At 65.4% G+C, this 26,263-nt stretch carries 24 protein-coding genes; 17 read left to right on the top strand and 7 right to left on the bottom strand.

The genetic code is table 11. The features are described 5' to 3' along the window. Window positions 1-420, top strand: a 420-nt coding sequence (locus ABZV44_RS42640) for an STAS domain-containing protein (protein ID WP_354850134.1), incomplete at its 5' end; no start/stop codon positions are given. 238 nt (window positions 421-658) lie between these two features. Here the strand turns inward: ABZV44_RS42640 and ABZV44_RS42635 are convergent. The 3 genes from ABZV44_RS42635 to ABZV44_RS42625 all read right to left on the bottom strand — a co-directional run bounded on the left by ABZV44_RS42635 (window position 659) and on the right by ABZV44_RS42625 (window position 3,597). After that, the gene (locus tag ABZV44_RS42635; protein ID WP_354850131.1) at window positions 659-886 is read right to left on the bottom strand and encodes a hypothetical protein; all 228 of its coding nucleotides are present in this window, start codon (window positions 884-886) and stop codon (window positions 659-661) included. Between the two features lie 646 nt (window positions 887-1,532). After that, window positions 1,533-2,018: a DUF2269 family protein gene (locus ABZV44_RS42630; RefSeq protein ID WP_354850129.1), complete on the bottom strand. Its 486-nt coding sequence runs from the start codon at window positions 2,016-2,018 to the stop codon at window positions 1,533-1,535. A gap of 13 nt (window positions 2,019-2,031) precedes the next feature. Further along, on the bottom strand, window positions 2,032-3,597 hold the full coding sequence (locus ABZV44_RS42625) for an MFS transporter (RefSeq protein WP_354850126.1): 1,566 nt from the start codon (window positions 3,595-3,597) through the stop codon (window positions 2,032-2,034). A gap of 207 nt (window positions 3,598-3,804) precedes the next feature. On the opposite strand from ABZV44_RS42625, the gene ABZV44_RS42620 reads away from it, so the two are divergent. The 7 genes from ABZV44_RS42620 (at window position 3,805) to ABZV44_RS42590 (ending at window position 9,966) form a co-directional block, all read left to right on the top strand. After that, entirely contained in the window at window positions 3,805-4,446 is a 642-nt protein-coding gene (locus ABZV44_RS42620) for a TetR/AcrR family transcriptional regulator (protein ID WP_354850123.1), read from the top strand. 558 nt (window positions 4,447-5,004) lie between these two features. Further along, on the top strand, window positions 5,005-5,628 hold the full coding sequence (locus ABZV44_RS42615) for an HD domain-containing protein (RefSeq protein WP_354850121.1): 624 nt from the start codon (window positions 5,005-5,007) through the stop codon (window positions 5,626-5,628). An 86-nt stretch (window positions 5,629-5,714) separates the two neighbouring features. Then, window positions 5,715-6,293 (top strand): carbonic anhydrase, encoded by a 579-nt coding sequence (locus ABZV44_RS42610; RefSeq protein WP_354850118.1) that lies wholly within the window; start codon window positions 5,715-5,717, stop codon window positions 6,291-6,293. A 50-nt stretch (window positions 6,294-6,343) separates the two neighbouring features. After that, window positions 6,344-6,565 (top strand): hypothetical protein, encoded by a 222-nt coding sequence (locus tag ABZV44_RS42605; RefSeq protein WP_354850115.1) that lies wholly within the window; start codon window positions 6,344-6,346, stop codon window positions 6,563-6,565. Between the two features lie 570 nt (window positions 6,566-7,135). After that, on the top strand, window positions 7,136-7,645 hold the full coding sequence (locus tag ABZV44_RS42600) for a nuclear transport factor 2 family protein (RefSeq protein ID WP_354850112.1): 510 nt from the start codon (window positions 7,136-7,138) through the stop codon (window positions 7,643-7,645). Between the two features lie 259 nt (window positions 7,646-7,904). Next, the gene (locus ABZV44_RS42595; protein WP_354850109.1) at window positions 7,905-8,915 is read left to right on the top strand and encodes a helix-turn-helix domain-containing protein; all 1,011 of its coding nucleotides are present in this window, start codon (window positions 7,905-7,907) and stop codon (window positions 8,913-8,915) included. Between the two features lie 175 nt (window positions 8,916-9,090). Then, a complete protein-coding gene (locus ABZV44_RS42590; RefSeq protein ID WP_354850106.1) occupies window positions 9,091-9,966 on the top strand; it encodes an NmrA family NAD(P)-binding protein in 876 nt (291 codons plus the stop codon). 359 nt (window positions 9,967-10,325) lie between these two features. Here ABZV44_RS42590 and ABZV44_RS42585 read toward each other — a convergent pair whose 3' ends face one another. The 4 genes from ABZV44_RS42585 to ABZV44_RS42570 all read right to left on the bottom strand — a co-directional run bounded on the left by ABZV44_RS42585 (window position 10,326) and on the right by ABZV44_RS42570 (window position 12,867). Next, window positions 10,326-10,715 (bottom strand): hypothetical protein, encoded by a 390-nt coding sequence (locus ABZV44_RS42585; RefSeq protein ID WP_354850103.1) that lies wholly within the window; start codon window positions 10,713-10,715, stop codon window positions 10,326-10,328. A gap of 26 nt (window positions 10,716-10,741) precedes the next feature. Then, entirely contained in the window at window positions 10,742-11,365 is a 624-nt protein-coding gene (locus tag ABZV44_RS42580; protein ID WP_354850100.1) for a hypothetical protein, read from the bottom strand. A gap of 412 nt (window positions 11,366-11,777) precedes the next feature. Next, window positions 11,778-12,086: an IS30 family transposase gene (locus tag ABZV44_RS42575; RefSeq protein WP_354850097.1), complete on the bottom strand. Its 309-nt coding sequence runs from the start codon at window positions 12,084-12,086 to the stop codon at window positions 11,778-11,780. 235 nt (window positions 12,087-12,321) lie between these two features. Continuing rightward, on the bottom strand, window positions 12,322-12,867 hold the full coding sequence (locus tag ABZV44_RS42570; RefSeq protein ID WP_354850094.1) for a hypothetical protein: 546 nt from the start codon (window positions 12,865-12,867) through the stop codon (window positions 12,322-12,324). 249 nt (window positions 12,868-13,116) lie between these two features. Between ABZV44_RS42570 and ABZV44_RS42565 the strand changes: the two genes are divergently transcribed. The 9 genes from ABZV44_RS42565 (at window position 13,117) to mobF (ending at window position 25,928) form a co-directional block, all read left to right on the top strand. After that, the gene (locus ABZV44_RS42565; protein ID WP_354850091.1) at window positions 13,117-14,199 is read left to right on the top strand and encodes a DUF4192 domain-containing protein; all 1,083 of its coding nucleotides are present in this window, start codon (window positions 13,117-13,119) and stop codon (window positions 14,197-14,199) included. 28 nt (window positions 14,200-14,227) lie between these two features. Further along, window positions 14,228-14,569, top strand: coding sequence for a hypothetical protein (locus ABZV44_RS42560; protein WP_354850088.1), 342 nt, complete (start codon window positions 14,228-14,230; stop codon window positions 14,567-14,569). Then, window positions 14,521-15,096: a DNA-processing protein DprA gene (locus ABZV44_RS42555; protein ID WP_354850086.1), complete on the top strand. Its 576-nt coding sequence runs from the start codon at window positions 14,521-14,523 to the stop codon at window positions 15,094-15,096. Before ABZV44_RS42560 ends, ABZV44_RS42555 begins: the two co-directional genes overlap by 49 nt. A gap of 151 nt (window positions 15,097-15,247) precedes the next feature. Then, window positions 15,248-15,487 (top strand): hypothetical protein, encoded by a 240-nt coding sequence (locus tag ABZV44_RS42550; protein WP_354850084.1) that lies wholly within the window; start codon window positions 15,248-15,250, stop codon window positions 15,485-15,487. 102 nt (window positions 15,488-15,589) lie between these two features. Beyond that, window positions 15,590-17,317 carry a ParB/Srx family N-terminal domain-containing protein gene (locus tag ABZV44_RS42545; protein ID WP_354850081.1) on the top strand — a complete coding sequence of 576 codons (1,728 nt, stop codon included), beginning with the start codon at window positions 15,590-15,592 and terminating at the stop codon, window positions 17,315-17,317. 109 nt (window positions 17,318-17,426) lie between these two features. Further along, window positions 17,427-17,948, top strand: a complete 522-nt coding sequence (locus tag ABZV44_RS42540; protein ID WP_354850078.1) for a single-stranded DNA-binding protein — start codon at window positions 17,427-17,429, stop codon at window positions 17,946-17,948. 366 nt (window positions 17,949-18,314) lie between these two features. After that, window positions 18,315-19,754 (top strand): hypothetical protein, encoded by a 1,440-nt coding sequence (locus ABZV44_RS42535; protein WP_354850075.1) that lies wholly within the window; start codon window positions 18,315-18,317, stop codon window positions 19,752-19,754. Between the two features lie 96 nt (window positions 19,755-19,850). Further along, a complete protein-coding gene (locus ABZV44_RS42530; protein WP_354850072.1) occupies window positions 19,851-20,015 on the top strand; it encodes a hypothetical protein in 165 nt (54 codons plus the stop codon). A gap of 315 nt (window positions 20,016-20,330) precedes the next feature. Continuing rightward, window positions 20,331-25,928, top strand: coding sequence for a MobF family relaxase (gene mobF / locus ABZV44_RS42525; RefSeq protein WP_354850069.1), 5,598 nt, complete (start codon window positions 20,331-20,333; stop codon window positions 25,926-25,928). Window positions 25,929-26,263: the final 335 nt, after the last annotated feature.

The following is a 26,263-nucleotide window of genomic DNA, read 5'->3' as shown; positions in this document are numbered from 1 at the left end:
TGGTGCAGGGCGCTCACCGCGGACGGCGTTCAGCCCTCGCGCCCCCGAAACCAGGTGATGGTGATGAGTCACCTCCCTTGTCCCGGCCTGCTGTCCATCGCGGTCTCGACCCTGGCCGACCACACCCACGTGTGCACCATCGGCGGCGAGATCGACGCCGTGACCGCCCCCGCGTTCGAGCAGGTGCTGATCGGCAGCCTCGGCGTCGACGGATCTACGGTGGTCGATCTGAGAGAGGTCACGTTCCTGGGCGTGGCCGGGATACGGGCCCTGCTCGCGGCCCAGGACTTCGCCGACCGGTGCCATTGCAAGATGTGCATCGACGGGTCCTACTGCGTCACAAGGATATTGGACGCAACCGGCATGGCAGCCCAGTTCGCGTTCTGCGCTCCTCGCTCGATCGAACCGGTCTTCCAATAACGGTCGATCCGCCGAACCCACCCGCCCGAGCGTGACCCTGGCCGGGCCCGGGGGTCGTGACGCGACAGTGCCGTCAGGACAGCCCTGGCAGCACTGGACCATGGTGCGGATCGCGGCCATCGGGAGCCGCACATGGCAGGTCAGCGAAGTGGGAGGTAGTTGTTTCGCTGACCTGCGACAAGAGTAACGCCGGTCACCCCTCGCCGACCGGACAAATACATCAACCAGGGCCGTCACATCAGCGACCGAATCGGTCCTCGCCCAAACGACTCACCAGCTGGATCATGATCCGCCCGGCCGAGCTGCCCGCCGAGCGCCGCACCCACCATCGCTTTTCGATCATCGGGGGCTGGTGTAGCTGTGGTTTGCGAAGCGCCAGTTGGATCTCCGCTGCGAAGGCCCCGCCCACGACCAGTACCGACGCCGCCGCGACCACGGCGACCGCCACGCACCCGCCGTCCGGCACCTGCTGTCCTCGGCGGTGTCGCCGGCATCTGCCAGCAGGGCTGTCAGGTCAGCGAAACCTGTCGGCCCGGAGTCGATCCGTCTTCTGGTGACCAGGTTGCCGTCGTGGTCGACTATAGCGATGTTGTGGCGTTGTTCGGCCCAGTCGATACCGCAGAATCGGTTCACCTCGTCCTCCCATCAGGGTCTGGTTCGTCCTGATCCGAACCCGGGTGAGAACGCGCAGCGCCCTACTTACGAGCCTCGATGGGCTGGCCTCCGATGAGCTGTTCGCGATCACAGCGCACCCGCACGGCACCGGTCTATGCCAGAGCTCCACGGCTCAGCCGCCACAAGATGTCGGATCGTGCGGGCGGGCTCGAACCACGACCTATCCCACCTCTTATCGACGACCGGATCCGGAAGGCGCACCGTGCCAACCGAATCCAGCCGACTATCCGCATCCACCACAGCGCCCGCCGCCTTTAGGTGAGAACTCCACGGTCCTGGGGAGCCAAAGGGGTCAACCGTGCCGAACCCGAACGAGATAAGTAGGGACACCCTCCTGAGATCAGCGCCGTTCGCCCTGCGCCGCACCGCACATTGTTGAACAGCACGACACGTCAACAGCCATCGCAAGGCGCGGGTTCGGTGCGGTGGCTGAGCCGTTATGCGCCTGTCGTCGAGCCGGGGCGGACGATCATCAGGACCACCACGATCAGCCAGGCGAGGGCGAACAGGCCGGTGATCATCGACAGGCGGGGCAGCAGGGCGATCAGGGGGTCCGCGGCGGTCGATGTCTGTTCGGGCTTGTCGAGCTGGGTGACCACGTTGTACTGGGTGCCGAGCACCGCGATGCCGAGTAGGACGGCGGCCACCGCCGTAAGAGCTATGGAGGCGATGAGCCAGGCGCTGCCCATAATTCCCATCACCTGGGCGGTGCCGATACCGAAGGCCGGGACGGAGATGCCGGCCACAGCGTAGACGCGGCAGATCCGGTGCAGCAGCTGCACCGACCCCTTGGCCGCCCGCTGCTCGGGTCCGTCGGCCAGTGCCTGGCGTGCAAAACGCGGGAACAAGCTAGCCGCAATGGTGACCGGTCCGATGAGCAGGATCGCCGCCAATACGTGGATGCTGAGCAGGATCTTGGCCATGGCTGTATTTCCCTTACGCTTCGGCGGATGTCCGGTGACTGTGAACCTTGTGGCGGACGAACAGCGCCGCAGGCACCGCCATAACGATCAGTACAACTCCGCCTATGGCGTTGCCCAAGTGCACGGCATCGGTGAACGCCCTCGGTACCGCCGTTTCCATCACGTGAGCGAGGGTTGTGGGGATACCTGTCGCGCCGCCGCCGTGTGATGCGCCGTCCACGATCGTGTCCGCCTGTGGCGAGGGGATGCCTGCGGCGACGAGACGGTCGTGCAGGTTCCGGGGAAAGCGGCTGGTGACGACAGTTCCGAGGACACTGGGGCCGAGCACCGTTCCCAGCTGCCGAGCCATGTTGACCGCTGCTGCCGCCATGCCCTCCTGCTGTGGCGAGACACTGTTGACTGCGGCAGCCGTGGAAGGCGCTGTCAGCAGGCCCGCGCCGATGCCCGCCACGAGCAGTCCGGGCCACATAGCCCCGTAACCTCCCGAGGTATCGGTCGCGAGCAGCGCGAGCGACCCGACTCCGATGAGGACCAGGCCCGCGGTGATCAAGGGTGTGAAGCCGACCCGGTGTATCAGCACCCGGGCGGCCACGACGGTGACCAGGAGGAACGTTCCGAACAGCGGCAGCAGGCGCACGCCGACGCCGAGGGGACTGGTCTGTCCCACATGTTCCATGTAGAGCACGCTGAGCAGGGCGACACCGACCAGTCCGAAAACGCTGACGGCAGCCACGCCCATGACGGCTGAGAAGGAAGCGTTCCGAAAGAGCCTCAGGTCGAGCATGGGGTCGGGATGACGGAGTTCTACGCGTACGAACATGAACAGCGATACAGCGAAGACCACATACATGGTGATGATCGGCGCCTTGGTATATCCGGTGGCGCCACCTTGAATGATCGCGTAGGTAGCCGAGGCCGTCATCACTGTGCCCAGGACGAGGCCCGCAAGATCGAGTTTGCGCGTGGCGTGTCTGGACTCGGCCACGAAGATCGGGGCCAGGAGCAGGGCCGCGCCGGCGATCACGATGTTGGGGATGTAGACAGCGTGCCAGGAGAAGTGTTCGAGCAGGGCCCCGGCGAGGATCGGGCCGATGGCCAGACCCACCCCGGAGCAGGCGGCCCAGATGCCGATCGCGGCGGTGCGCTCGTGCGGGTCGGTGAAGGTGGCACTGACAATCGCCAGGCTCGCTGGCAACACGGCTGCGCCGCCGAGGCCCGCGATCGCCTGTGCGGTGATGAGCATGCCGGCGCTGTCGGCGAAAACAGCGACCACGCTGCCGGCCAGGAAGACGGCGGCACCGAGGCTGAACACGCGCCGTCGCCCCACGAGGTCGCCGAAAGTCCCGGCGGACATCACGAAACTCACGACAGCAAGGCTGTACGCGCTGGTGATCCATACCAGCGTGCTCGCAGTGACGTGCAGGTCGCTTTGTATATCGCCCAGGGCCGAGATGGTGGAGGTGACGTCGACGAAGGCCATCAGGACACCTAGGCAAACCACCAGAAGGCCAAGCCAGCGGGCCTGTCCGCTGCCGGGGGCCGCGGCGTGGGAAGCCCGGGCCGGAATCGACGCCGTCATCGGACTGCCGCCTTTTCTGCGATACGCCCAGCGCGCCGACGTTGGTGATCCATTTGATCTTGCGAAGACATGCGTCTCTTCCGTTCTGCGGTTTCGCGGGATGTCGTGAGCAACGGATACCAGGGTTCTGGACCGCTCTGTCAAGAATCGTAGGAAGTTGTGGAATGAAATGTCAAGAATGCTCGTGCGGCCTGTAGGCTGACTCCTATGGCGCGCCCACCAGGATTCGACAAGGACGAGGTCGTGCAGACCATCGAGAGGCAGTTCCGCCGTACCGGATACGCCGGCACCAGCGTTGACGACATCGCCAAGGCCGCCGGGCTGGGCCGCGGCAGCCTCTACGCCGCCTTCGGCGACAAGAGCAAGCTGTACCTGCGGACACTGCGGGCGTACTGCGACCGCAACGAAACCGCCTGGGCGGCAACACTCGAAGGCCCCGATGACACCGCGCTGGAACGGCTGCACGCATATCTCGTCAAGTCGGCGCAATTTGTGCACGACGACCCCGACAGGCTCGGCTGTATGGTGACCGGCTTCGTCGTCGAGGGAGCCGACCACGATCCGCAGGCCGCTGCACGCGCCGGGCAGGCCCTCACGAGAATCGAAGGCTCACTGACCGAGTGCATTCAGGCTGCGCAGCGGCACGGCGACCTCGCCCCCGAGGCGGACGCCCCCGCAGTCAGCCACCTGCTCATGGCGGTCAACCGGGGCATGGAAGTACTGGCCAGGGCCGGGTTCGACACGGTCATACTGGAGCGCGTTGCCGATCAAGCATTCGAAGGACTCCCGCTCACGGCACGGGCTCGCTCCCAGGCGTCGCCCTGCCCAGCCGTCTCCGACGCCTCCTGAGCGCTGCTCACTCAAGAGCCCGCGCTCCGGCCGAATGAGTTCGCGCGGATGTAAGAGGAGCTCCGTGACGGTCTTGTGAAGCTTTGCCCATGCCATCTACGGGCCACTTGTACAGCCCTTCGGCTAGCAGCAGCATGACACGGTCTGCAGATGCATGTCGGCATCGGCCCATTGGGACGAGCAAATGACGGGGTAGATGTAGCAGAACAGGGCGGCGGGCACTCAGATTGCGCGCCGGAACGCCGCTCATCTGACCTCAGTCAGCTGAAACTAGCCAATTGGCATCCCCGACGACGAGCCGGGGGTGAGCGCCGAAGTCGTATCGGTACTGCAGTGCTGAGGCACCGCCGGGCGCGGTGCGCACACGTTGGCACACAACGCAAGACGCTGCGTTTCGAGAATTGGCGAGACTACCCGAGCGCCCCAGAAGGTCAGCATCTTCGGCGCGAATAGGCCCGCCACAGCGATGGCAGAAAACGAGGAATAGTTGTCATTGCCGCCATATGCGCGGTGTTCCTAGGCTCGGAGCCGACGGCCAACCCGAGGACGGACACAGTCATGATCACTGAGATCTCAGCACCAGAGACCCCCATCGCTCGGCAGGCTGAGGAGCTTGCCCGTCGCGTGTCCAATGACACGCTGTTCAACCACTGCATGCGCAGCTATTGGTTCGCCGAACTCTTCGCCCAGCAGGAGAGCGTCGAGATCGACAGCGAGCTGATGTTCCTCTCGGCAGTCCTGCACGACCTCGGCCTCACCGAGCACGTCGTGGGCACCCACCGCTTCGAAATCGAAGGAGCGACCGCAGCGCGGGCCTTCCTGCTCGACCAGGGTGTCTCCGAGGATCGCGCGCAACGCGTGTGGGACAACATCGCTTTGCACACCTGGGATATCAACGAGTTTCGCGGTGACACGAGCCGCATCATGCAGCGCGGTCTGGCCTACGACGTCGTCGGGGTGCCCGATGCCGCACTCGATCCAGCCGACGTCGCCGAGGTACTGCGGCGCTATCCCAGGGCGAAATTCAAGACTGCCTTCTACACCATCCTGAACGAGGAGATCGACCGTAAGCAGCCATATCGGCACTGGTTTCACTTCTGCACGCATGTGGACCACAACAGATCACCGCTCACGATCGCCGATGCTGCCGCCGCGCTCGATATGGCGCCTTTCGACGAGTAGCACACGGCGGTCCTTGCGCAAGCACACCACATGCCGGTACCGGGAACGCCAAAACAGCACCACCCGATGACAAATAAGGAAAGCAAATGGATCTCAGTAGATACGAATTCCGAACCCAACCTTGGTTCGACGCCTCCCATTTTACGGGGTTCGGCGAGGTCATCCCCATGAAGACTTTGGTCATTCATTGCTTTGACCCCCGCGCGACAGAGATCCCGCACGCCGTGGCCAAGCATCTTCCGGACGAGGTGTACCCGGGCGAAGACATCCACGATCAGGCCGGCAACAAAGTCGGTTCCACCAGAACGCTGTTCACACTGACCAATGGCGGCGGACGTGCCATCGACGCGCTGCTGGCCATCGCGACGCTGGACTACCTCTTCCAGATGAAGAACGTCGCCGTGGTACACCACTCCTTCTGCGGCGCATCGGCATTCACCGCCGAACAGTTCACCGAATGGTATAAGGAGCGCCACGGAACCGATCTCACGAAGTTCTACGACCAGCAGGACCTGGCCGTCAGTCACTTCGACGAGTCGATCAAGCGCGACGTAGAACTGCTGCGAAACAGCCCCGTCATTCCCAAACACATTAACCTCTACGGCTTCTTCTACGAGATCAACAGCGGTGAGCTGACCGAGATGGTGCGCGATATCCCCGCGTAACGCCAGTCCGGAAGGTTGGAACTGTCATGTCTGCGCAACGGTGATCGGCAATGAACTCCGACGGCTGGCTTCCCGCCGAAGGTGATGTCCACGTGCGGATCTGGCTGGGCGGGGTGGTCTTCGACTATACGGCCGCCGCATCGGCAGTACACCACCTGGTCCAAGATTGGAGTCGAAAGCATTGGTGCACAATAGAATTGATGCTCAACGCCATCGATGACCGTCGGCTACTGTCGCGTCTGCCATGCGAACAATTGTTCCTCGGGCCGTGACCAGCAGCGCCAAGATGCAAGTGGGGCAGGTTGATCGGTTGTCGTGCGTGGACTGTGCCGATGCACTCGGCTCCGTGGTGGAGCGCCGAACTTCCGTCTGCTCAACCGACCTTTTCGGACGGAGCACTCGGTAACCAGGTGGGGCGGGAACTTCGCTGCATGACTGTACCGACGGCGGTGCCGTGCCGACAGGTTGTGCGCAGAACTTGCGGGGCAGGACGTGTCACCGCTCTGCACCGTCGGCCCTGGCCACGCTGACATTCCTTCCAGCGGGACAAGGAACGTGATGCCACCAACCCATTGGTATCTGCATGCGGACTCACCCGAACAACCGGTGTGCTTCGCCTCGGTCGAGCGTGTGGCGCTCGACCAGGCCGATACCATCGGGACACCTGCCTGGTCGTCACCGAAACCCACATCGACGAACCCGGGCGGAGTAGGATTCGCGCGATATCACGGATCTGTGACCGGAACTGATTACGACCGAGTTCTGCATCTGAAACGACCGCATCAGACTTCTCGGCACCGCGTGGGTCTCACTCGGGCCGAGCGAAGACGAAAGGCGTACCTATGCTGAGCTTTCCGCCCGTCAGACTTCAAAGCGCACTCAGCGCTCACGACCGGATCGACGCCATCGATTTCGTCAACCGCGTCAACTGGCTGTTCGAAGTATGGGACGTCGATGGCATGGTGGAGTCGTTCCTGCCCGATGGTGCGGCAATCCACTTCGACGGATCATTCCGCGGGCATAAAGAAATTCGTGCGTTTTTCGAAGAGCGGTATCGCCATCTCATTCCCGGGGTTGCACGTCACGCCACCAATCACATCGTCGACGAAGATGGCCCCGACGGTGTAGCGGTGCGCTACCACATGATGTTGGTGCGCTATGCATTTCCCGACACGGGCCCTGGCGTTCCCCTCCAAGAAGCCATCGTCAACAGCATGTACGAAGTGCCGTCCATCTGGCTGTACTCACCGATGCTCGATCGGCTACGGCGCACCGACAACGGCTGGCGGGTGTTCGAGCGATACCTGGGGCCTTCGGTTTTCAATCAGCGCTTGTCGCCGCCGCAGATCTAGAACGATCACGCGACTCTGAGTGCCGGCCGGAGGCGGCTGGCGAGGTACCGAGAGCGGCGTGGAGTGCAGGTCGAACCCGTCGCAGGTAGAGATGTGGGATCCGCCAGGTCCGCTGGCCGCCAAGTCGGCGAGCTCGGGGTGTGGCGACCAGCCGGTCTTCCAAGCCGACAGTTCTCGCGCCCGACAGGACGGCCACTAGGTCATAGGCCCCCACCCGGCGGCGGAACGGCGCGGCTGTCGGCGTGGCATAGAATGCCCTATGCCCTCGAAACAAGCCACGGCCAGTCTCAAAGGTCAGCGCGCCCGCAAGGTGGTGATCGTGGGCTACGACGGCGCCAACCTGATGGACATCTGTGGTCCGATGCAGGCGTTCAGCGAGGCGCGTTTCGATGACGGCCGCCGTGCCTACTACCTGGTCCTGGCCTCCGAAGCCGGCGGCCCGATCACCACCGACACCGGCGTCATCCTGGACACAGTGCCGCTGAACACCGCAGCGATACGGAGCATCGACACGTTGCTCGTCTCTGGTGGGGACCTCGACGGTCCTCCGGCAACCACAGAAAGTTTGCGCACCTGCCTGGCCAAGTACGTCAATCGACCTCGCCGGCTCGGTTCCATCTGCACGGGAGCGTTCATCCTAGCCGATCTCGGTGTGTTGGATGGCCTGCGGGCGACCACGCACTGGGCCTTCTGCCACAGACTCGCCCAGCATTGCCCCGCCGTCACCGTCGACCCGGATGCCATCTTCGTCACCTCCGGGCGCGTGTGGACCTCGGCGGGAGTGTCGGCAGGTATCGACATGGCGCTGGCGATGATCGAAGAGGACCTGGACCATCGGACCGCACTGGAGGTGGCGCGTGGCATGGTGCTGTTCTTCAAACGCCCCGGCGGACAATCACAATTCAGTGCCGAACTGCGACAACAGATCAGCGGGGCGAACGGCCGGTTCGATCGCCTGCACCACTGGATCCGCTCCAACCTCGCCACGGACATATCCGTGCCCGTGCTGGCCAACGTCGCACACATGAGCCCCCGCAACTTCGCCCGCGTCTATGTCCGCGAAACTGGCGAAAGCCCGGCACGTGCCGTGGAACGTATCCGCGTGGAAGCAGCCAGACGACTGCTGGAAACCGGACACGATCCCGTGCACACCGTCGCACGCCGTGCAGGATTCGGAGACGACGAGCGCATGCGCCGGGCCTTCGTGAAGATCTTGGGCGTCTCGCCGCAGGACTACCGCAACCGCTTCGGACGAACCGCGAAGACATGACGCACCGCGCGAAACCTGGTCGGTCAACGACGAGGAAGGACAGAACGGGCACCGCGGCGACTCGCCGCAGGCGGGCACGACGAACACGAACAGAAAAGCGACACTGACACAGGGATCACACGCCCACCGACTACCGAGTTCTCAGATGCCCTCTCAAGCAACGGAGATCACCATCATGGAACGCAACCTCCTCGTGATCGGGGCCACCGGCAAAACCGGCGGCCACACCACCGAACTCCTGCTCCAGCGCGGGCACCGCGTCCGCGCACTCGTCCACACCCTCGACGGACGCGCCCAGCGGCTCGCCGCCCTCGGAGCCGACATCGTGGAAGGCGACGTACTCGACCTCGACTCCCTGGCCCAGGCGACCAAGGGAACCGATGCCCTGTACTTCACCTATCCGATCCGCCCCGGCCTGATGGACGCCACCGCGAACGTGGCCCAAGCGGCAGAAGAGAACGGCGTCCAAGCGATCGTGAACATGTCGCAGATCTCCGCCCGCCGCAAAACCGCCAGCAACGCAGCACGCCAGCACTGGGTCGCCGAACGCGTCCTGGACCACTCCCCGGTCCCCGTCACCCACATCCGCCCGACCTTCTTCGCCCAGTGGCTGATCGATACCTGGGCCGACGGAACCGGCGAACTGCGCCTGCCGTTCGCCGACGGACGCCACGCCCCCATCGCGGAAAGCGACCAAGCCAAGGTGATCGCAGCCATCCTGGAAGACCCCACCCCGCACGCTGGCCAGATCTACCCGCTCTACGGAGCCGAGGAACTCAACCACTACGAGATCGCCGAGAAAATGTCGCGGGCCCTGGACCGTGAAGTCACCTACGTCCCTATCGAACTCGACGAATTCGCCGCCATCCTGCACGGGCGCGGCGCGCCGGACCACCTGATCCAGCACCTGCTCGCCGTGGCCGTCGACTACCGCAACGGCGTCTTCGCCGGCACCAACGACCTGGTGAAGACAATCGGCGGCAGCGAACCCCTCGACGTCGAGGGCTTCATTGCCCAAAACCGCGCGGCCTTCGACCTGCACACTGCCTGAACACAAGACAATCAGCGGTCGGTTCATCACTGGATCATCCAGCGGCTTCGGCCTGGATATCACCCGTGACCTCTCCACACCGAACTGCCCCCGTTTTTCCTGTATTCCGGCCGCCCCCTGCAGATCCCCGACGAGGACGTCGGCGGATTTATCCGGGGCGAGAGCATCGGGTGGGAGTGGTTGCGGGCGGCTAAGCCAGTTCGCGAAGCCCCGGCGCCGAGCCCGGCACTACGCATCTTCATGAATCACAACCATATTGCGGCAGGCGCCGACCTTGCGGGCCAGATCAACGACGCATTGAGCCACTCGAAATGGATGATCCTGCTGCTTCTCCGGGCGCGTCGATGCCTTCCTGTGTTTCACAGGATACCGAGTATCGGCTCAAGGCTCACGGCCACGACCGGATCCTCATTGCGGTCAGTGATGGCCGCATTCAATGGGACAGTGACGCAGGGGATTTCAACTAGCAAATAACCACCGCGCTGCCGACGACACTCCAGGGCAGATTCACGGTCGAGCCGTCCTGGGTCGACCTGTGTAATCTCCCTGAGACGATCGACTTCAGGGAACAGCGGTCTCGCGGGGCAATCGCCTCGTTGGCAGCACCGCTCCACGGCATCTCGCGCGCGGAGCTGGATGACGAGGATTGCCGCAACCATCGCCGTTTTCGACAGGTCCGCAATGCTGTTATCGCTGCGTTGGTCGTCTTGGTCGTCACCCAGATGGACACGATGATCATGCTTCTCCAAGCGCTTCAGCAGCTAAAGAATCTGCGCTAGATCATCGCGACCGGTGTATCGGCTTGCATGGTGCAGAGAATGCGCCACGCCTGTGACCGCCCGGCCCGATAGATGCTGTCCATGCGCTTACCGATCACGCCCTCGATACCGTCCTCGGCAGCGACCTCCAGCATCCGCGAGACCGGGATGTCGCGGTAGGACGGCGCGGGCAGGACATGGCCGTGCGGCAGGCCCAGCCGTTCGAGGTGCTCACGGCGGTCGAGGTAGGTCAGCGTGCGCAGGTCCCCGCCGCCGAAACCCAGCAGATCGAACACGTACAGGCACGCCGGCACCGCCCGGATCAGTGCCGGGCTCGGTTTTGTTACGCCCATGCGGCGCCCGATCCGGGAGAACCGCCGCACCCCGTCGCGGTCCGGAGCCACGAGCTCACCGTCGAGGGTGATCTCCCGCCCTGCCGCCAGCGACACCAGGGCGTGGGAGATCTCGGGGAAGGCCGCGTTGAGGGAGTTGCCGTTGCGGCTGACCATGTGGCACGCGCCGTCGGAAATCCATGCCAAGCAATGGATTCCGTCGTACTTCCATTCGTAGGCGTTCCGGGTGTCGTCGTCGGCGGGAGCGGGCCCGGGCGTGGCGAGCATCGGCGCCGGATGGCGCACCATATGCCGAACGCTACCCACGAAAGATACCGAACGGTCGCATCATCGTGACGCTCCGGAATCCCGTCCCGTAGCTGATAGCCCGCCAGCGGCGATGGAGGCGGGCCGTAGATCACGATCGGGCATTTGCGCCGGAACTCCCGCGACGTGCAGGCCCGAGGCATCAACGACCAGGATCGCGATCAGCGTAGGACCCTGGTCCCCTACCGTGGCCCGTGTGCCCACCGCCTCGAACCGTACGACCGTGGAGCGGCAGATGTGACCACGCTGCCGAGCTGGCTGACCGCCGCGGCACTCCAGAGCCGGTTGGCTCTCGCTGGACTTCAAGGCCACCACCATCGCGGGTCTCGCCGAACACGCAGCCAGCTTGACCCCACCCGCCCTCGAACCGGGCGTTCGGAAAACGATGGCGGGCTCAAACGGTCAGTGCGTCATCGCTGTTCAGCTGGTCAGCATAGACCTCGGCGGGACTGGGGTATCCGTGGATCTTGCGGGGGCGGTGGTTGAGTTCGTGGGCGATGGTGTCGAGGTCGCTTTGGCTCCCGCGGCGCAGGTCGGCATTCTTCGGCAGGTATTGGCGCAGTATGCGATTGGTGTTCCCGTTAGTGCCGCGTTGCCACGGGCTTCGAGGTTTGCACAGGTAGATCGGTGTGCCTGTCGCCGCGGTGATGGCCTTGTGGCCGACGATTTCCCGGCCGCGGTCCCAGGTCAGGGTTCGGCGCATCGGGCGGCAGCCTGAGCAGATATTTCGTCAGGTGCGGGGTGACCTAGTGGGCTTTGATGCCTTGACACAAAACGCCTTATGCTGATAATGGTGCACCGGACGAACCCAGGCGCGCCGGACACGCTCGCCGATGACGTCAGCCTCCGCCGGTACCAGCAGAACTCAGCCTCGCCGATCGGGGCCAAAATTCGCCGATGGGCGGGGTCAGGATTCGCCAATGTAGCCAGCCGCGTCCTTACTCGGTCATCTGCGACGGCCTACCGTCGGCCGACGTGGTGGAGGCCTTGTCTACGAGTAGGTTTCGAGATGCTGGGACAATTCCTGTCGGCGGGCTCGTGGGGTCTGTCTTTTTCGACGGTGTCTTGCGTCTGGACCGTTCGGGGTTGGTTGTTCGGGAGCCGGCCAGGAGCTGGCGTGCGCGTTTGACGGTGATCTCGAGCAGATCGGCCAGTTCTTCATCGGTCTGTACGTGCGCGCGCACAGCGGCCGCGGCCGACGCCTGCGCGTTTTCGTGGGTCGTGATCTCGTTCGCCGCGCGGGTGATCACGGTGTTGATTTGTGCGTGTAGCGCGGCCACTTCACGATCGCGGGACTGCTCGGCGTGGGTGATCGCGCTCCAGGCGGCGAGGTAGTCACCCACTGCGCGGGTGATGGCCTTCTCTCGTGCAGCGGCGTCGGCGCGGCGTCGCAAGCTGCGTTTGCGTGAGCGCTGCAGTCGCGCAACAAGTTCCGGTGAACGAGCCTGAGAACGAGTGCGGCGCGGACGGGGGGCTTCGGTCATGGCGAACCACTCCTGACAGGCGTATGCCAACCTGATCAGTCCCTCGCGCACGCCACGATACCGATCAGAGGCCGCGACACCGAGACTGCCGCCAATCCGTTACGCGGACTTCGACTACAGCGGCGCTGAGTCCAGCCGCCCTGCGCAATTCACGTTCACCTCATATTGCCCCGCGCACCTGAGCGGATATGGCCTTGCCAATTGTCCTCCACCCGATTCGCTTTCAACCCGCCAGGAGGAGTTTCTGTCATGCCGTTGTCTGTGTCCATCGGTAAACCCGGCGACCTCATCGCCGCCGTGCCCGCTCTGCTCGGCTTCACACCGACCCGGTCGCTGGTCCTCATCGTCTTGAAGTACGACACCTCCTGCGCTGGAGCAGCATCGGTGCAAGCCATCCTTCGCACAGCATCGCCGCTCGAGCAAACCCGGATGCCGGACAGCGAGATCGGACAAGCCGCGATACGCGGGTGCTTGCACGCGGAAGACTTCGCCGTGCTGGCGGTCCTGATCGACGACAGGTTGTCTCGCCCCACCGAAACCTCCCCGATCGATGAGCGTTGGCGCTCGATACTCGATGCTTTGAGACAGAACTTGGAATCGAAGGGCCTCGCATTGGCAGAAGCCTGGAGTGCGCAATCCATCACCACGAACGTTCAATGGTGGGACGAGCTCGCACCCGAGCAAAGTGGGCACCTACCCGATCCGGCCACCTCACTGGTCGCCGCCGAACTCGCCGGTAACGGTCGACAGATCCACCACAACCGCGCCGAACTCACCGAACTGGTCGAGGTCGATGTTGCGCTGCGCGATCGCGTCACCGCGGCCTTACCGGAGGCCGCCGCTGACGCGCATCGACGGTTGGCCCGAACCGTGCTCATCGGTGATCCGGACGGCTACACCAGACAGGCGTTGTGGCAGTTAATACACGTCATCAAACACGCCTGTGGCCTCGAGGTACCCGAACCCCGCGCGTTGGCCGAAGTCGCTGTCGCCCTGCGTGATACCGCGGTGCGCGATGTCATGTTCGGTGTCGCTGCCGGTGAGCACGCCGCGCGTGCCGAACACCTGTGGTCGATCCTGACCCGAGCATTGCCCGACCCGGACCGCGCCGAAGCCGCCACACTGTTCGCGTTCAACGCCTACCTGCGCGGTGACGGGGTGCTCGCGGGCATCGCCGTCGACGCCGCATTGTCTTCGGACCCCGAACACCGGATGGCGCATCTGCTCGGCATCGCATTGTCGAGCGTCATGCCACCGCAGCGACTGCAGCGACTGTGCCGTACCGGGATCGAGGCCGCCGTCGAACTACGCGTCGATATCGGTGCCGCATAACCCGATTCACAGACACAGGAGTTCGATCATGACCGATCCTGACGAGCACTTGGTGGCGTGGGCGCTTGTGTCGCGGGCCGCGCTGGCCGCCCCGGCCGCCGTGCGTGGTCTGCTCGCGGCGCACGGTCCGCTCGACGCGGCCGAGCGAATCGCCGCGGACGCACGAATTTCACGCTTCGGCCCGCAGACCCGCGCTGTGGCCGCACAGGATCTCGATCGCGCGCACCGCTTCGGCGGCCGGCTGCTGACTCGTGAGGCCCCCGGCTGGCCGAGCGTGCTCGCCGACCTCGACACCATCGGCGCTCTAGCACCGATCGCATTGTGGACCCGCGGACCGGGACAGCTGAACATGCTGACCGAACACGCGTAGCCGTCGTCGGTGCCCGCGCGTGCACCAGCTACGGCCAGAAGGTCGCTACCTCCATCGCCTCAGGTCTGGCGGCACAAGGCTGGACCATCCTCAGGGGTGGAGCGTTCGGGATCGACGCCGCCGCTCATCAAGCTGCTCTCGATGCCGGATGGCCCACGGTAGCGGTGCTGCCCGCCGGGTTGCATCGGCTGTTCCCCCACGGCAACGCCCACCTGCTGGCCAGCGTCGAGGAAACAGGTCTCCTGGTCAGCGAGTACCCGCCGGGCGTCGAGCCCAGCCGACCGCATTTTCTCGAGCGCAACCGGATCGTTGCGGCTTTGGCGGCCGGGATCGTGGTGTGTGAGGCAGGGCTTCGCAGCGGCACCGCCAACACCGTCCGCTGGGGCAACGAACTGCATCGGGCGGTCGCCGCCGTACCGGGCGCCATCGACTCGGCGGCCTCACGCAGCTGCCACAACTTCATTCGCACAGGCCGTGCGCAACTGGTCGTCGACGCGCACGACGTCCTCAGCGTACTCGCGCGGTGACATTTCCTCGGATTCGGGTCTTGCCGCGCCTGTTTCGAGGCGAGGGTGTTGCCGTTGGAATCCGTGCCCTGCGCGATCACACAGGACACGTTCCGCTCTTCCGCTCTCTCCACAGCACCCATCAACCACCCATCATTTCCGGAGGTTACCCATGTCCGTCAATTCCGTTGCTGTCACTCGCATCTCGCGCGTCGAGTACGAGCAGCTGGTTCATCGTGGCCGCGCCGGGGCTGTCCCGGCGATCAAGGCCACCACTGTGCTGGATCGCTGGCGCGCCGATCACCCCGACTGGCGTGGCCGCCACTGGACATTCATTGCCGACGATCACGGCGTACTCCGGCTTCGCCCGCTCAATGTCTCCCGCGCCGAGCGCCGCCCGATCGCTGCCTGACCGATCTCGCTCACCCGCCGTTTCACTCCGCGGGGCCACTACATAGCCGCCACTCCGGGCGCATGGTGGCCCCGCATTCTTGTCTCTCAGGAGGTCTGCCCCATGCAATCCGTTCCCTCCCAGACCACCGCGGCCGTCCTCGACGGGGACACCGTCCCCAGCACAGCAGATGTCGTGGATGCCGCGCACGTCGAACTCTCCACTACGCCAGAACCCGATGACGATGTGGAAGCGCTGCCCAATGTCGAGGCGCTGTACGTGCGCCCGTCGGAATTGGTGATCGCTCAGAACGTGCGCAAGACCTTCGACATCGCAGAGCATCCCGAACTCATCGACTCCATCAAGGAATTCGGTGTCGAGGCCCCGATCATCGCCGAACGACAGCCCGACGGCAGCCTCCATGTCACCGAGGGGCAACTGCGCACGCTCATCGCCGTCGAGGTCGGCACCGCGAAGGTTCCGGTCTGGATGACCGACGCCGACCCGGATGTTCCCGAGAACGAGCGCCGGATCCGCACGACCCTCAAGCAAATGAACGTCAACGACCGGCGCGTGGCGATGACCGCCGCAGACCGTGCTGGCGGCGTGGCGTTGATGCTGGACCTGGGGGCCTCGGTGACCCGCGTGGCGAGCGGATTGCAGCGCAAACGATCCGAGATCAAGCACGCGGCAACAATCGCGGCATCGGCGACCGCCCGCGGACTCGTCGACTCCAATACCTACAGTCTCGACCAGCTCGCAGTCATCGCCGAATACGAAACCCTCGGCGACACAGAAGCAGTCGAGCGCCTGCTGCAGGAGCGCCGGTCGCGGTTCACCTACATAGCGAATCGGATCTCCGCCGAACGACGCGAAATCCGCGCACGCCTCGAAGCATCCGTGATGTACGCGGCCCTCGGATTCGGAGTACTCACCGTCGAGCCCGACACCAGTTCGCCCACACCGCAACTCCTGCCTGCCGAGATGTTGGAAACCGTCGACGCCACGCCGATCACCGAAGACCTGGTCACCGCAGCCGCCGATCGGTGGCTGGTGTATGTCGATGTCGAGGAGAACGGTCAACTCGTCGACACGGTCACCGGTGAACTCGTCGATCCCGACCGCGTCGATTGGGATACCAAGGGCAACACCGCCTCCCATCCTGCCGAGGGACTGCGTCACGCCGACTCGGTGGAACATCGAGACCGCTGGATTCCGCGGTACTTCATTCCCACCGACCAACTGGCCGAGTCCGGCTTGCGGATGCGGCCTCTCACCCCGAGCAACGAAACACCCGGCGGAGAGCAGGCTGAGCAGTTGCTTGCCTCGGAGAAGGCCGCGGCCGAACGGGAAGCCGCGCGGCAGGAACGGCGGCGGGTACGGGAGTTGAACAAGCGCGGACTCGCCGCCAAGCAGCGTCGCGTGGAATTCCTGCACCGGTTGCTGGCCCGGCGCACCCCGCCCCCGCAGGCCGGGCAGTTCGTGGCCGAATCCCTGGCCTGGGAGTCGGATCTGCTGGGGTCGTTCCATGCACCGAAGACGGCCCTGGACCTGCTCGGTGTTTCCGGGTTCACCACCGAGTTGGTCGCCTCGATCCAGTCCGCGACCGCGAGCCGGGCATGGGTGATCGTGCTGGCCATGGTGCTCGGCGCGTTCGAATCCCGCGCAGGCAAGGACTCCTGGCGCTACAACGACCGCGGCCTGCAACGGTATCTGCGGTTCCTCGCCACCGTCGGCCAGCAACTCGAATTCGAACTCGTCGACGTCGAACAAGCCGCCGCCGGACTCATCGACTTCCACGACATCGACCTCGGCACCAACGTCACCGTCGACCTCGACGCCGCTGCCTGACCTGCCGGGATTCCTCCGCGCATCCCCCGCGACCTTCACGGCGCGGTCCATCACCGACTACCGCCCCGAAGCGGTGTCGTACCTACTATTTTCGAAAGGGAACTGCACCATGGCTCTGGACACGACTCTGACGGTCATCGGGAATTTGACCGGTGACCCCGAGCTGCGCTTCACCCCGGCCGGTGAAGCGGTCACCAATTTCACCGTCGCGTCCACACCACGCTATTTCGACCGGAACTCCGGCGAGTGGCGCGATGGCGAGGCACTGTTCATGCGCTGCGGCATCTGGCGACAGGCCGCGGAGAACGTGGCCGAGACCCTGACTCGCGGAGCGCGTGTGATCGTCTCGGGACGATTGAAGCAGCGCAGCTACGAAACCCGAGAAGGCGAGAAACGCACCGTCGTGGAGCTCGATGTGGACGAGGTCGGTCCCTCCCTGCGTTACGCCACCGCGAAGGTAACGAGGAACCGCACCGGCAACGGCCCCGGAACAGGTGGACGCACCGCCGCCGGGAACGGGTTCGGTCAGCCCGCAGACGGTTCCGATCAGCAGCCCACTGATCAGGGTCCGTGGCGTGCACCGGCACTCGCGGTGGTCGGGTCCAACGGCACCGACGATCCGGACTTCTAAACCCTGCTCCACCGACCTTCCTGTACTGGCCGCTCCGGCCAAGTACAGGGGGCGGGTGGGATGTCCTGCTGGTCTGGGCGACCAGCCATCTCGAGGGCTACCGGCCCCAAGAGCGCCGCGCCACGGAGCCCGCGCTCGGCGCAATCGAATTCTCGTGCGCGCTTTCTGATCCGTCATCACCCGTCGCGTTTCTGAGCGCACGGGAATTCGTTTCCGCACGCCCCGGCGCGTTCTCCGCCGGCGCCTCGCGCCCGGTCCCGGTCGTGCGCCCTCGGCTGGTCGCCCAGACCAGCCGGTCATCCCGGCTGCCGAAGTTGCTCACGCGCCGGGGTGCTCGCCGACATCATCATCCTGACAGGAACTCTCGTGACCGAACACAGCGCATTCCTCGACGCCATCGCCGCACTCGACATCACCTTCATCACCGACCGCCGCGCCGCACGCCGCGCCTTCCCCGCCGCACTTACCCTCGCGACCCCGCAGGATCGCGAGTTCCTGGATCGGCTCGTGGAAACCTTCACCCTCTATCCGTTCGAGTCGGCCATGAAACGCCTTGCCGCCCAGCATGCGAGCGAGCCCGACAACCAGCACCGCCTGGTCGCCTTGGTGCCGGACTCCGATCCCGGGCTCTACATCCGTGATCGCGCCGACCGGCTGGCCGAAATCCAGGCACTCGCGGCGCGCAACAACACCACCGTCGAGGACGAATACTCCGCCACACACGCCGCCTTGCCGACTGCGGAGCTTCCGCGTACGCCGATGCGGCAGTGGCGCAATCCACCCGCACGCACCTACCTGGCCCCCAGCCGCGACACCGAGAAGTCGCGCCGGGCTCCCGAACAGATCAAGTACCGTGCCCTGCGCCGCGGCAAGCGCCGCCCGGTTGAAACCGAGCCCGAGATCGTCACCAAGTATGTGGCGGAGAGTCTCTACACCGACACTGTCGACAGTGAACTCACCGACGCCCGCGCCGCGGAAAACCGTGCCCGCGAACGCGGACTGCTCGCCCAACCCGCATCGAGTTCGTGGACGCCACGTTTCCCCGGGGACAAGCCGCCCCTCGATTCCGAGGAGGCCCGCGCGCTGTGGAACCACGCCTACGTCAACTATGTCGCCGAGCAACACCAGCAGGCACTCGCCCTCGCCGGAAAACCATCCGTCAGCGACGACAACGCTCTCGGCCACGCCGCGACTCGAACCGCGTTGCGCGGCTATACCGATCGCCGCATCGCGATTCCGTTCCAGGGCAACGGTCTCGACTACGACCACGAGGCCATGACCCCGGTCCGGGGGTGGCGGTGCGTGTCCTGCTTCATCGAACGCAGCGACACCGACCAACACCTGACCCACACCCACACTGGAGGCCTCCGCAGCGACGACGGGCTCTGCGACCTATGCCGCGCCGACAACCGCCCCGGCCTGCCACCGCTTCCCGGCCGCTTCACCGCACGCGATCTCGCCCGCGCCTATTTCCGGTTCTTCGCCGACACCTACCCCAGCTCGGCGCGTGGCCTGCTGGCCGAGGTGCGCGGGCGTGCGCCGCAATGGCTGATCCAGCTCATTGACGAATTCCTCGCCACCGCACTGCTTCCCGGCGAGTCTCCGAGCGAGCCCGACCCGCAGCCGCCGTCAGCTCCGGCGCAGCGGCAGCCGCGTCGACGCGGCCCGGTCCTGGGTGCGGGTCAGCGCACCGGCCGCTGTGATGCGTGCACCCGCGTCACCGCCGTCAACAGCGACAGCCTCTGCACGCAATGCCTGGTCTGGATCGGTCTCGACGTGCCCGCCACTCGCGAGCACGCCGCCTGAACCCTGGCGTTCCGTTCTCCGGTCCGCCGCGGTGATCAACCCCTGCGGCGGACCGGCCACCACCCCACCGCACGACGTCAACAAGGGAGCCACGCCTTGTCTCACGTAGCCACTGTCTTGCGCTTCATCCTCACCTGCATCCTGGTATTCGTCGCGTTCTACTTGACCGCGTACCTCCTGAACCATGTCCTCCCCATCGATCTGACCCCGGCGATCGACATCACCTGTCCGGCAAGCGCTCCCGTCGACCGCCGGACGTAGCGGCCTGCGACGGCCCGTAGGAATCGGCTCGGCGGATAGTCGAATCTCTGTGCCTACCTGCCGAACTCCTTCAACACTCCCCTCGCCCCTATCACGCATACCTGCCTACCCCGTAGACCCCACACCAGCAGTCCCGCCTCACCACCTATCTGCTGCTACCCCAACGCCTCCCCCCTTTTTCTCCCTATTCGCGCAAGCAGACCTCTTGCATAGAGGGCCTCAATTCCGTAACGACCAGCCGAAACGGTCGAATTGGTCAATCCCTTACCAACTTCGGCTATCGCCATTCCAGTAGATCAGGGTTTCGATGGATGTGTGACAGCGACGCTGCACAAGGTGTTGGCCGGCAACAGCTATCTGTATTACCTGCGGCAGGTCGCCGCTGACGATTCCACCGACCGGGGCCCCGGAACGCTCGCCGACTACTACTCGGCGCGGGGTGAATCACCAGGTCGATGGCACGGCAGCGGCCTGTCCGCGCTGGGCTTGGCCGCCGGGAACGTGGTCACCGAAGCGCAGATGAAGAGCCTGTTCGGTGAGGGACGCCATCCGAACGCCGACGCGCTCGAGACCGAGGTCATCGACCGCGAGATCGCCGCGGGCGCCAAGCCCAAAGACGCGCTGCGCGCAGCGAGCAAGGCCACCCGTCTGGGGCGTCCGTTTCGGGTGTACGACGGGGGCAACGAGTTCCGGGAACGCTGCGGGACCGCGTTCGCTGAACACAATGCCGCACAAGGTCTCCCACGGTCGGCAGCTGTTCCCGACGACACCCGCGCCCGGATCCGCAGCCGTGTCGCCACCACGATGTTCACCGAAATGATCGGGCGGGCACCGTTGGATGCGCGGGAGTTGTCGGGGTGGGTTGCCCGCAACTCGCGCCCGCACTCGGCGGCGGTCGCGGGATTCGACATCACCTTCAGCCCGGTCAAGAGCGTGTCCGCGCTGTGGGCGGTCGCCCCGAAAGCAGTCTCGGACACCATCGCCGCCGCGCACGACAAGGCCATCGACGACGCGGTGGCCTGGCTGGAACAGCACGCGATCTTCTCGCGGCTCGGGGCCAATGGGGTGCGGCAGGTCGATGTCGAGGGGATCGTCGCCGTGCGGTTCGTTCACCGCGAATCCCGGTGCGGGGATCCGGATTTGCATACGCACCTGTTGATCGCCAACCGGGTACGCACGCTCGATGGCCGTTGGCTGACCCTCGACGCCGCGGTGATCTACCGGCTGATGGTGACCGTCAGCGAGATCTACAACACTCGCTTGGAGCACCATCTCGAACACGACCTCGCCGTGTCGTTCAGCGAACGGTTCGGCACCGACCCGTCGAAGCGACCTATCCGTGAAATCGACGGTGTCCCACTGGTGCTGATCGAGTACTGGTCACGGCGCGACGCGGCGATCACCGCTCGCCTCGGCGTGCTCGCGGCCCGGTTCGAGCGTGAGGTCGGGCGTGAACCGATGCCGAAGGAGATGTTCGCGCTCACCGAGCGCGCCACCCTCGAGACCCGACCGACTCGGCACCGGTCCCGCTCCTGGGCCGAGCAGCGCGCCGACTGGCGCCGGCAAGCCGAAACGGTGCTCGGCTCACCGGAACTGCTGTCGAAGACGGTGGCTACCATCCTGTCTCACAGGCCCGCACCACGCCGCGGTCTCACGTCCACAGAGATCGCGGATATCGGGCAACGCGTTGTGGCGACCGTGTCCGCGGAGCGGTCGAGCTGGCAGTGGCACCATGTCCGCGCCGAAGCCGAGCGACAGCTACGCGGACTGTTGGACAGGGATCACTGGGCCACCACGGTCGAAGCCGTGGTCGCCGAGGCACTCTCACCTGTGCACGTGGTCGCGCGAGGGGATCCTGACGTCACCGCTGAGCCCGTCCTCGCCGACGTTCCCCCGCTATACCAGCGCGCCGATCACACCAGCTTCTACACCAGCGCCGGTACCCAGACCTACACCACCGTGCACCGGCTGGGCACCACCGAACGGTTGATCGAGCTGTCGCTGCGGATCGGCGCCCACACCCCCGCCGATCACGACGTCGACACCGCGATCCGCGCGTACCATCGCGATCCCGCCAACGCCGGGCGTCGGCTCAACGCCGGGCAGATCGCGGTCATCACCGATTTCGCCCGCTCCCCCTGGTTCATCACCACCACCAACGCACCCGCCGGTGCCGGGAAGACCACCGCCATGCGCGTGCTCGCCGACGCCTGGCGCGCCGACGGCGGAACCGTCCTCGGATTGGCGCCCACTGCCGCCGCGGCCGTCGTGCTCAGCGAAGCGATCCACGCACGCACCGAAACCGTCGACAAACTCCTCGACGTACTCCGCAAACACTCCCCCACCACCGTGCACTCGGCCTATGATCGGCCGTTTCCGCCGTCGCTGCCGCAGTGGGTGCTCGAGATCGACGCGCGCACGTTGGTCATCGTCGACGAGCACGTGCGCCTCGGGGACGACAAACGGCTACAGCTGTTCGAATTCCTTCTCGACCGTCGGGCGGCGGTGAGGTGTGTCGGTGACAATCACCAGTTGCCGGCTATCGAAGCCGGTGGCTCTGCGGCCGACACCGCTGACGCGGCCCGTGCCTCGACCATGACCCACGTCGTGCGCTTCCGCTCCACTGTCGAGGCCTCCGCCAGTCTCTCACTGCGCGAGGGAGATCCGAGTGCCCTCGGATTCTACCTCGACCACCAGCGGGTCCGCTCCGGATCACCGGCCGCAGTGCGCGAACAGGCGTATGCCGGATGGATCGCCGACCACCTGGCCGATCGTGACACCATCATGCTCGCCGCCACCAACGGCATCGTCACCGCACTCAACGACCAAGCCCGCGCCGACCGCATCGCACGCAGCACCACCACGATCGGCGCGGAAGCCGAACTATCGGACGGACTGCACGCATCGATCGGTGACATCGTCAGCACCCGCCGCAACGATCCCAGACTGCGCCTGGGCCAACGCGACTGGATACGCAACGGCTACCGCTGGACCGTCACCACCGCCCACCCCGACGGCGCCCTCACCGTCACCCACCTGCGCCCCGGCCGCCGCACCGGCGAGACCACCATGCTCCCTGCGGAATACGTGCGCGAGCATGTCCGGCTCGGATACGCGATGACCATCGACTCCGCTCAAGGAATCACTGCCGAGACCTGCCACATCGTGCTCACCGGCAGCGAATCCCGTAACCAGCTCTACGTCGCGCTCACCCGCGGCGCCACCACCAACACCATGTACGTCACGACCGCCATCGACGGCAGCGAAGCATCCTTCTGGACCGAACCCGGCCTGTTCTCCCGCACCGCTGTCGAAGTCCTGCAACGAATCCTCGCCCGCGACACCACCAACAGCTCCGCGTACACCGAACTACGCGACGTACTCGACCCACGCCAGCGCCTCGGGTACGCCATCGACAAATACCACGACGCTCTGACTCTCGCCGCCGAGCACGCGCTCGGCGCCGAGGCGCTGACCGCTCTCGACGCCCACGCCGAACAGGTGTGGCCAGGGCTTACCGACGCGCCCGCCTATCCGGCGCTACGTGAAGTCCTGTCGCTCATGGCCTTGTCCGGCCGCGAGCCCGGCGAAGCACTCGCCACCGCGCTCGCAGCGCGGGAGTTAACCACCGCCGTCGACCCCGCCGCCGTGCTGCACTGGCGTCTCGACACCGGCCACGCCTATCCCCGCGATGCCGAACCTCTGTCCTGGGTGCGGGGGCTGCCACGCCATCTGCCTGAGGGCCTTGTGTCCGAACATCTGCAAGCCCGCACACGCCTTATCACCCACCTCGCCGACCAGATCCGCGCCGACGCCCGGGTCTGGACAGCCACGACGGCGCCGGTCTGGGCGAGACCGTTGCTCGGCAACGACGCACTGCTGGGTGACCTCGCAGTCTGGCGCGCGGGCCGCCACACCGTCGACACCGACCTACGGCCCACGGGCCCAACCGGTTTCACTGTACGCGAGCACGACTATCAACGGCTGCTGGACGCGCGCATCACCGAGGTGCTCGGCGACCTCAACACCGCGATCGACATGTGGTCGCCCCTGGCCAAACGCCTCGACGCGCGAGTTCTCGATGACCCCTGGTGGCCGCAACTAGCCGACAAACTCGACGCCGCCGCCCGAACCGGACTCGACATCGATGCCCTGCTCACGCACGCCGCGACCGAGCGGCCCCTGCCTGACGAGATGCCTGCTGCCGCACTCTGGTTCCGGCTCGGTCTGGACCCTTCGGCACTGCACACCGCGACCGATGCCATGCATCTACGGCCAGACTGGACCGCCCATCTTCACCAGCTACTCGGTGAGCATCTCGCCGACACCGTCCTCGTTAGCCCTGTCTGGCCACGCCTGGTCGCTGCTGTCGACCACGGCACCGACGAGGGCTGGGACGCGCACGAGCTGCTGAACACCGCCCACGAACTGCTCACCGCCGCCCAACACAACAACCCGGGACCGCGACCGGACCAGTACACGACCGCACTCGCCTGGCGCATCGAAGTACTCCTCCACCCCGCCACCCCATCCCTAGCCACCACAACAGAACTTGGCGAAAACCGCAGCGTAGGAACAGATTCGGATTATCTCATGCCCCACCCTGAGGACAACGACACCGCACCCTCACGTCCCGACGAACCGAGTCCAGCCGTCCAGCACGATCGCCATCGCGACACCGACGCCGACGATGCGATCACCGAAGACCTTCTCGCCGTCACCGCACTGTTCCACGCCGGCCGCGTCGCTGAGGCCAAGGACGCACTCATCGCGGCCTCCCGCACGGCGACCGACACCGAACTCGATGTCCTCCATCGTGTCGCTACCACTCTCTACCAGTACAGTTACCCGGTCGCCAGGGCTCGGCTGCGTTGGGCAGCCGAACAGTTTCCCCAGCACCGCGCGCTCATCGAGGCTGTCATCCCGCGCACCGACCCGCACACTTACAAGCCCGATTTCGGCACGAGAAAGCCGAGCACCGTCGGCAGCGCCAGCTACGCCGCCCACGACCACGAACCCCGCATCGATGGCAGCCCGCCGCGCGCCCGACCCACCGCAGCCGACATCGCTGCCGCCCGTGAAAATGCGGAATACCTCGATACACGAGCCGACGTCGACGTCGCACCACATCACCTACCACTGCCCGAGGGCGTGCCCCACCGCTACTACAACCCCAACCCACACGACCCGCGACCGAGCCAGCATCCCCTGGACTACGACCTCGCCGGCGTACCCGACACACGCGGATTCGGCTGCGTGCACTGCGGTCTCGAGCGAGCCGTCCTCGACGCCGCCCCGCCCCCGGGCCGCCGCGGCGAGGACGGCCTGTGCGGCGAATGCCGCGACAACAACGCCCCCACGATCCCAGACCACGAACCGCGCGATCATGTTTCGGCGCGATGCGCACACATTGCGAAGGTCTACCGCGCGCCTGCGGCGCTGACGATGCTGCGACGTGACTGGCACAGCGCACCCACCGCCGACATCCGCGCTCAGATCGAAAACTGGGTCACACAACACCTGACCGATCCCGGCACGCCTCCGAGCCCGGCCACCGCCATCGATCCTGCCGCCACGAATCTCTTCAGTGTGCTTAGCGACGACGAACTGGTTCAGCGCATCAAGCACATCACCCGCCGGCTGGCGCTCGCCGACACCGAAGCGCTTCTCTACGGCCCCGCCCAGCCACAACCCGACACATCATCCAGCCCCGATAACGACTGGCTGATCGATGAATTGGACCAACTCCAGCACGAACAACAGCGACGCTTCCACCTCACCACCAACACGGCAGAGATCGAACGGCACTTCCGCCGAGATGCTGTCAGCATCGAATCCGGGACCCCCTCACCCGAGATCGGCCCCGAAGCAACCGACCGCACCGATACCACCGGCCCAGGAGCCGACCTGTGATATCGAGCCTCGGCCTCACACCCGAGCGGCGCGCCGGCTAGCCGAAATCCCACTCGGCGAGCCATATTCCGTAGCAGCGCAGCAGATCAGAGATCCGCTGCGGGGATGCCCACACGCTCGGGTCCGTCTGGATCGAGGTCGGCGTGAGCGGCACGCCCGTCGACCATCGTTGCCTTCACCACCACCGCAGCGATGCGCGGATCGGCGGCAACGCCGGACTGTCAGTTCTAACGCGTCACCAAGCAGCGACAAAGTTTCGACGGTCGGGTCTTCGCCACCAACTGCGCAAACCTCGCGTCCATCGACGCACTCAACAGTTTCGATTTCGCGCGCAC

The sequence above is a fragment of the Nocardia sp. NPDC004860 genome, assembly GCF_040609015.1.
Taxonomy (GTDB): Bacteria; Actinomycetota; Actinomycetes; order Mycobacteriales; family Mycobacteriaceae; genus Nocardia.
The sequence above is the reverse complement of the archived record's forward strand: the minus strand, read 5'-3'. Positions and strand labels throughout refer to the sequence as shown.

Coding starts and splice junctions, on each gene's coding strand:
- ABZV44_RS42545 (WP_354850081.1), top strand. CDS start 15,590: ATGCAATCCGTTCCCTCCCAGACCACCGCGGCCGTCCTCGACGGGGAC.
- ABZV44_RS42605 (WP_354850115.1), top strand. CDS start 6,344: ATGAACTCCGACGGCTGGCTTCCCGCCGAAGGTGATGTCCACGTGCGG.
- ABZV44_RS42610 (WP_354850118.1), top strand. CDS start 5,715: ATGGATCTCAGTAGATACGAATTCCGAACCCAACCTTGGTTCGACGCC.
- ABZV44_RS42615 (WP_354850121.1), top strand. CDS start 5,005: ATGATCACTGAGATCTCAGCACCAGAGACCCCCATCGCTCGGCAGGCT.
- ABZV44_RS42570 (WP_354850094.1), bottom strand. CDS start 12,867: ATGACCGAAGCCCCCCGTCCGCGCCGCACTCGTTCTCAGGCTCGTTCA.
- ABZV44_RS42595 (WP_354850109.1), top strand. CDS start 7,905: ATGCCCTCGAAACAAGCCACGGCCAGTCTCAAAGGTCAGCGCGCCCGC.
- ABZV44_RS42550 (WP_354850084.1), top strand. CDS start 15,248: ATGTCCGTCAATTCCGTTGCTGTCACTCGCATCTCGCGCGTCGAGTAC.
- ABZV44_RS42565 (WP_354850091.1), top strand. CDS start 13,117: ATGCCGTTGTCTGTGTCCATCGGTAAACCCGGCGACCTCATCGCCGCC.
- ABZV44_RS42620 (WP_354850123.1), top strand. CDS start 3,805: ATGGCGCGCCCACCAGGATTCGACAAGGACGAGGTCGTGCAGACCATC.
- ABZV44_RS42560 (WP_354850088.1), top strand. CDS start 14,228: ATGACCGATCCTGACGAGCACTTGGTGGCGTGGGCGCTTGTGTCGCGG.
- ABZV44_RS42540 (WP_354850078.1), top strand. CDS start 17,427: ATGGCTCTGGACACGACTCTGACGGTCATCGGGAATTTGACCGGTGAC.
- ABZV44_RS42590 (WP_354850106.1), top strand. CDS start 9,091: ATGGAACGCAACCTCCTCGTGATCGGGGCCACCGGCAAAACCGGCGGC.
- ABZV44_RS42575 (WP_354850097.1), bottom strand. CDS start 12,086: ATGCGCCGAACCCTGACCTGGGACCGCGGCCGGGAAATCGTCGGCCAC.
- ABZV44_RS42625 (WP_354850126.1), bottom strand. CDS start 3,597: ATGACGGCGTCGATTCCGGCCCGGGCTTCCCACGCCGCGGCCCCCGGC.
- ABZV44_RS42580 (WP_354850100.1), bottom strand. CDS start 11,365: ATGGTGCGCCATCCGGCGCCGATGCTCGCCACGCCCGGGCCCGCTCCC.
- ABZV44_RS42600 (WP_354850112.1), top strand. CDS start 7,136: ATGCTGAGCTTTCCGCCCGTCAGACTTCAAAGCGCACTCAGCGCTCAC.
- ABZV44_RS42630 (WP_354850129.1), bottom strand. CDS start 2,018: ATGGCCAAGATCCTGCTCAGCATCCACGTATTGGCGGCGATCCTGCTC.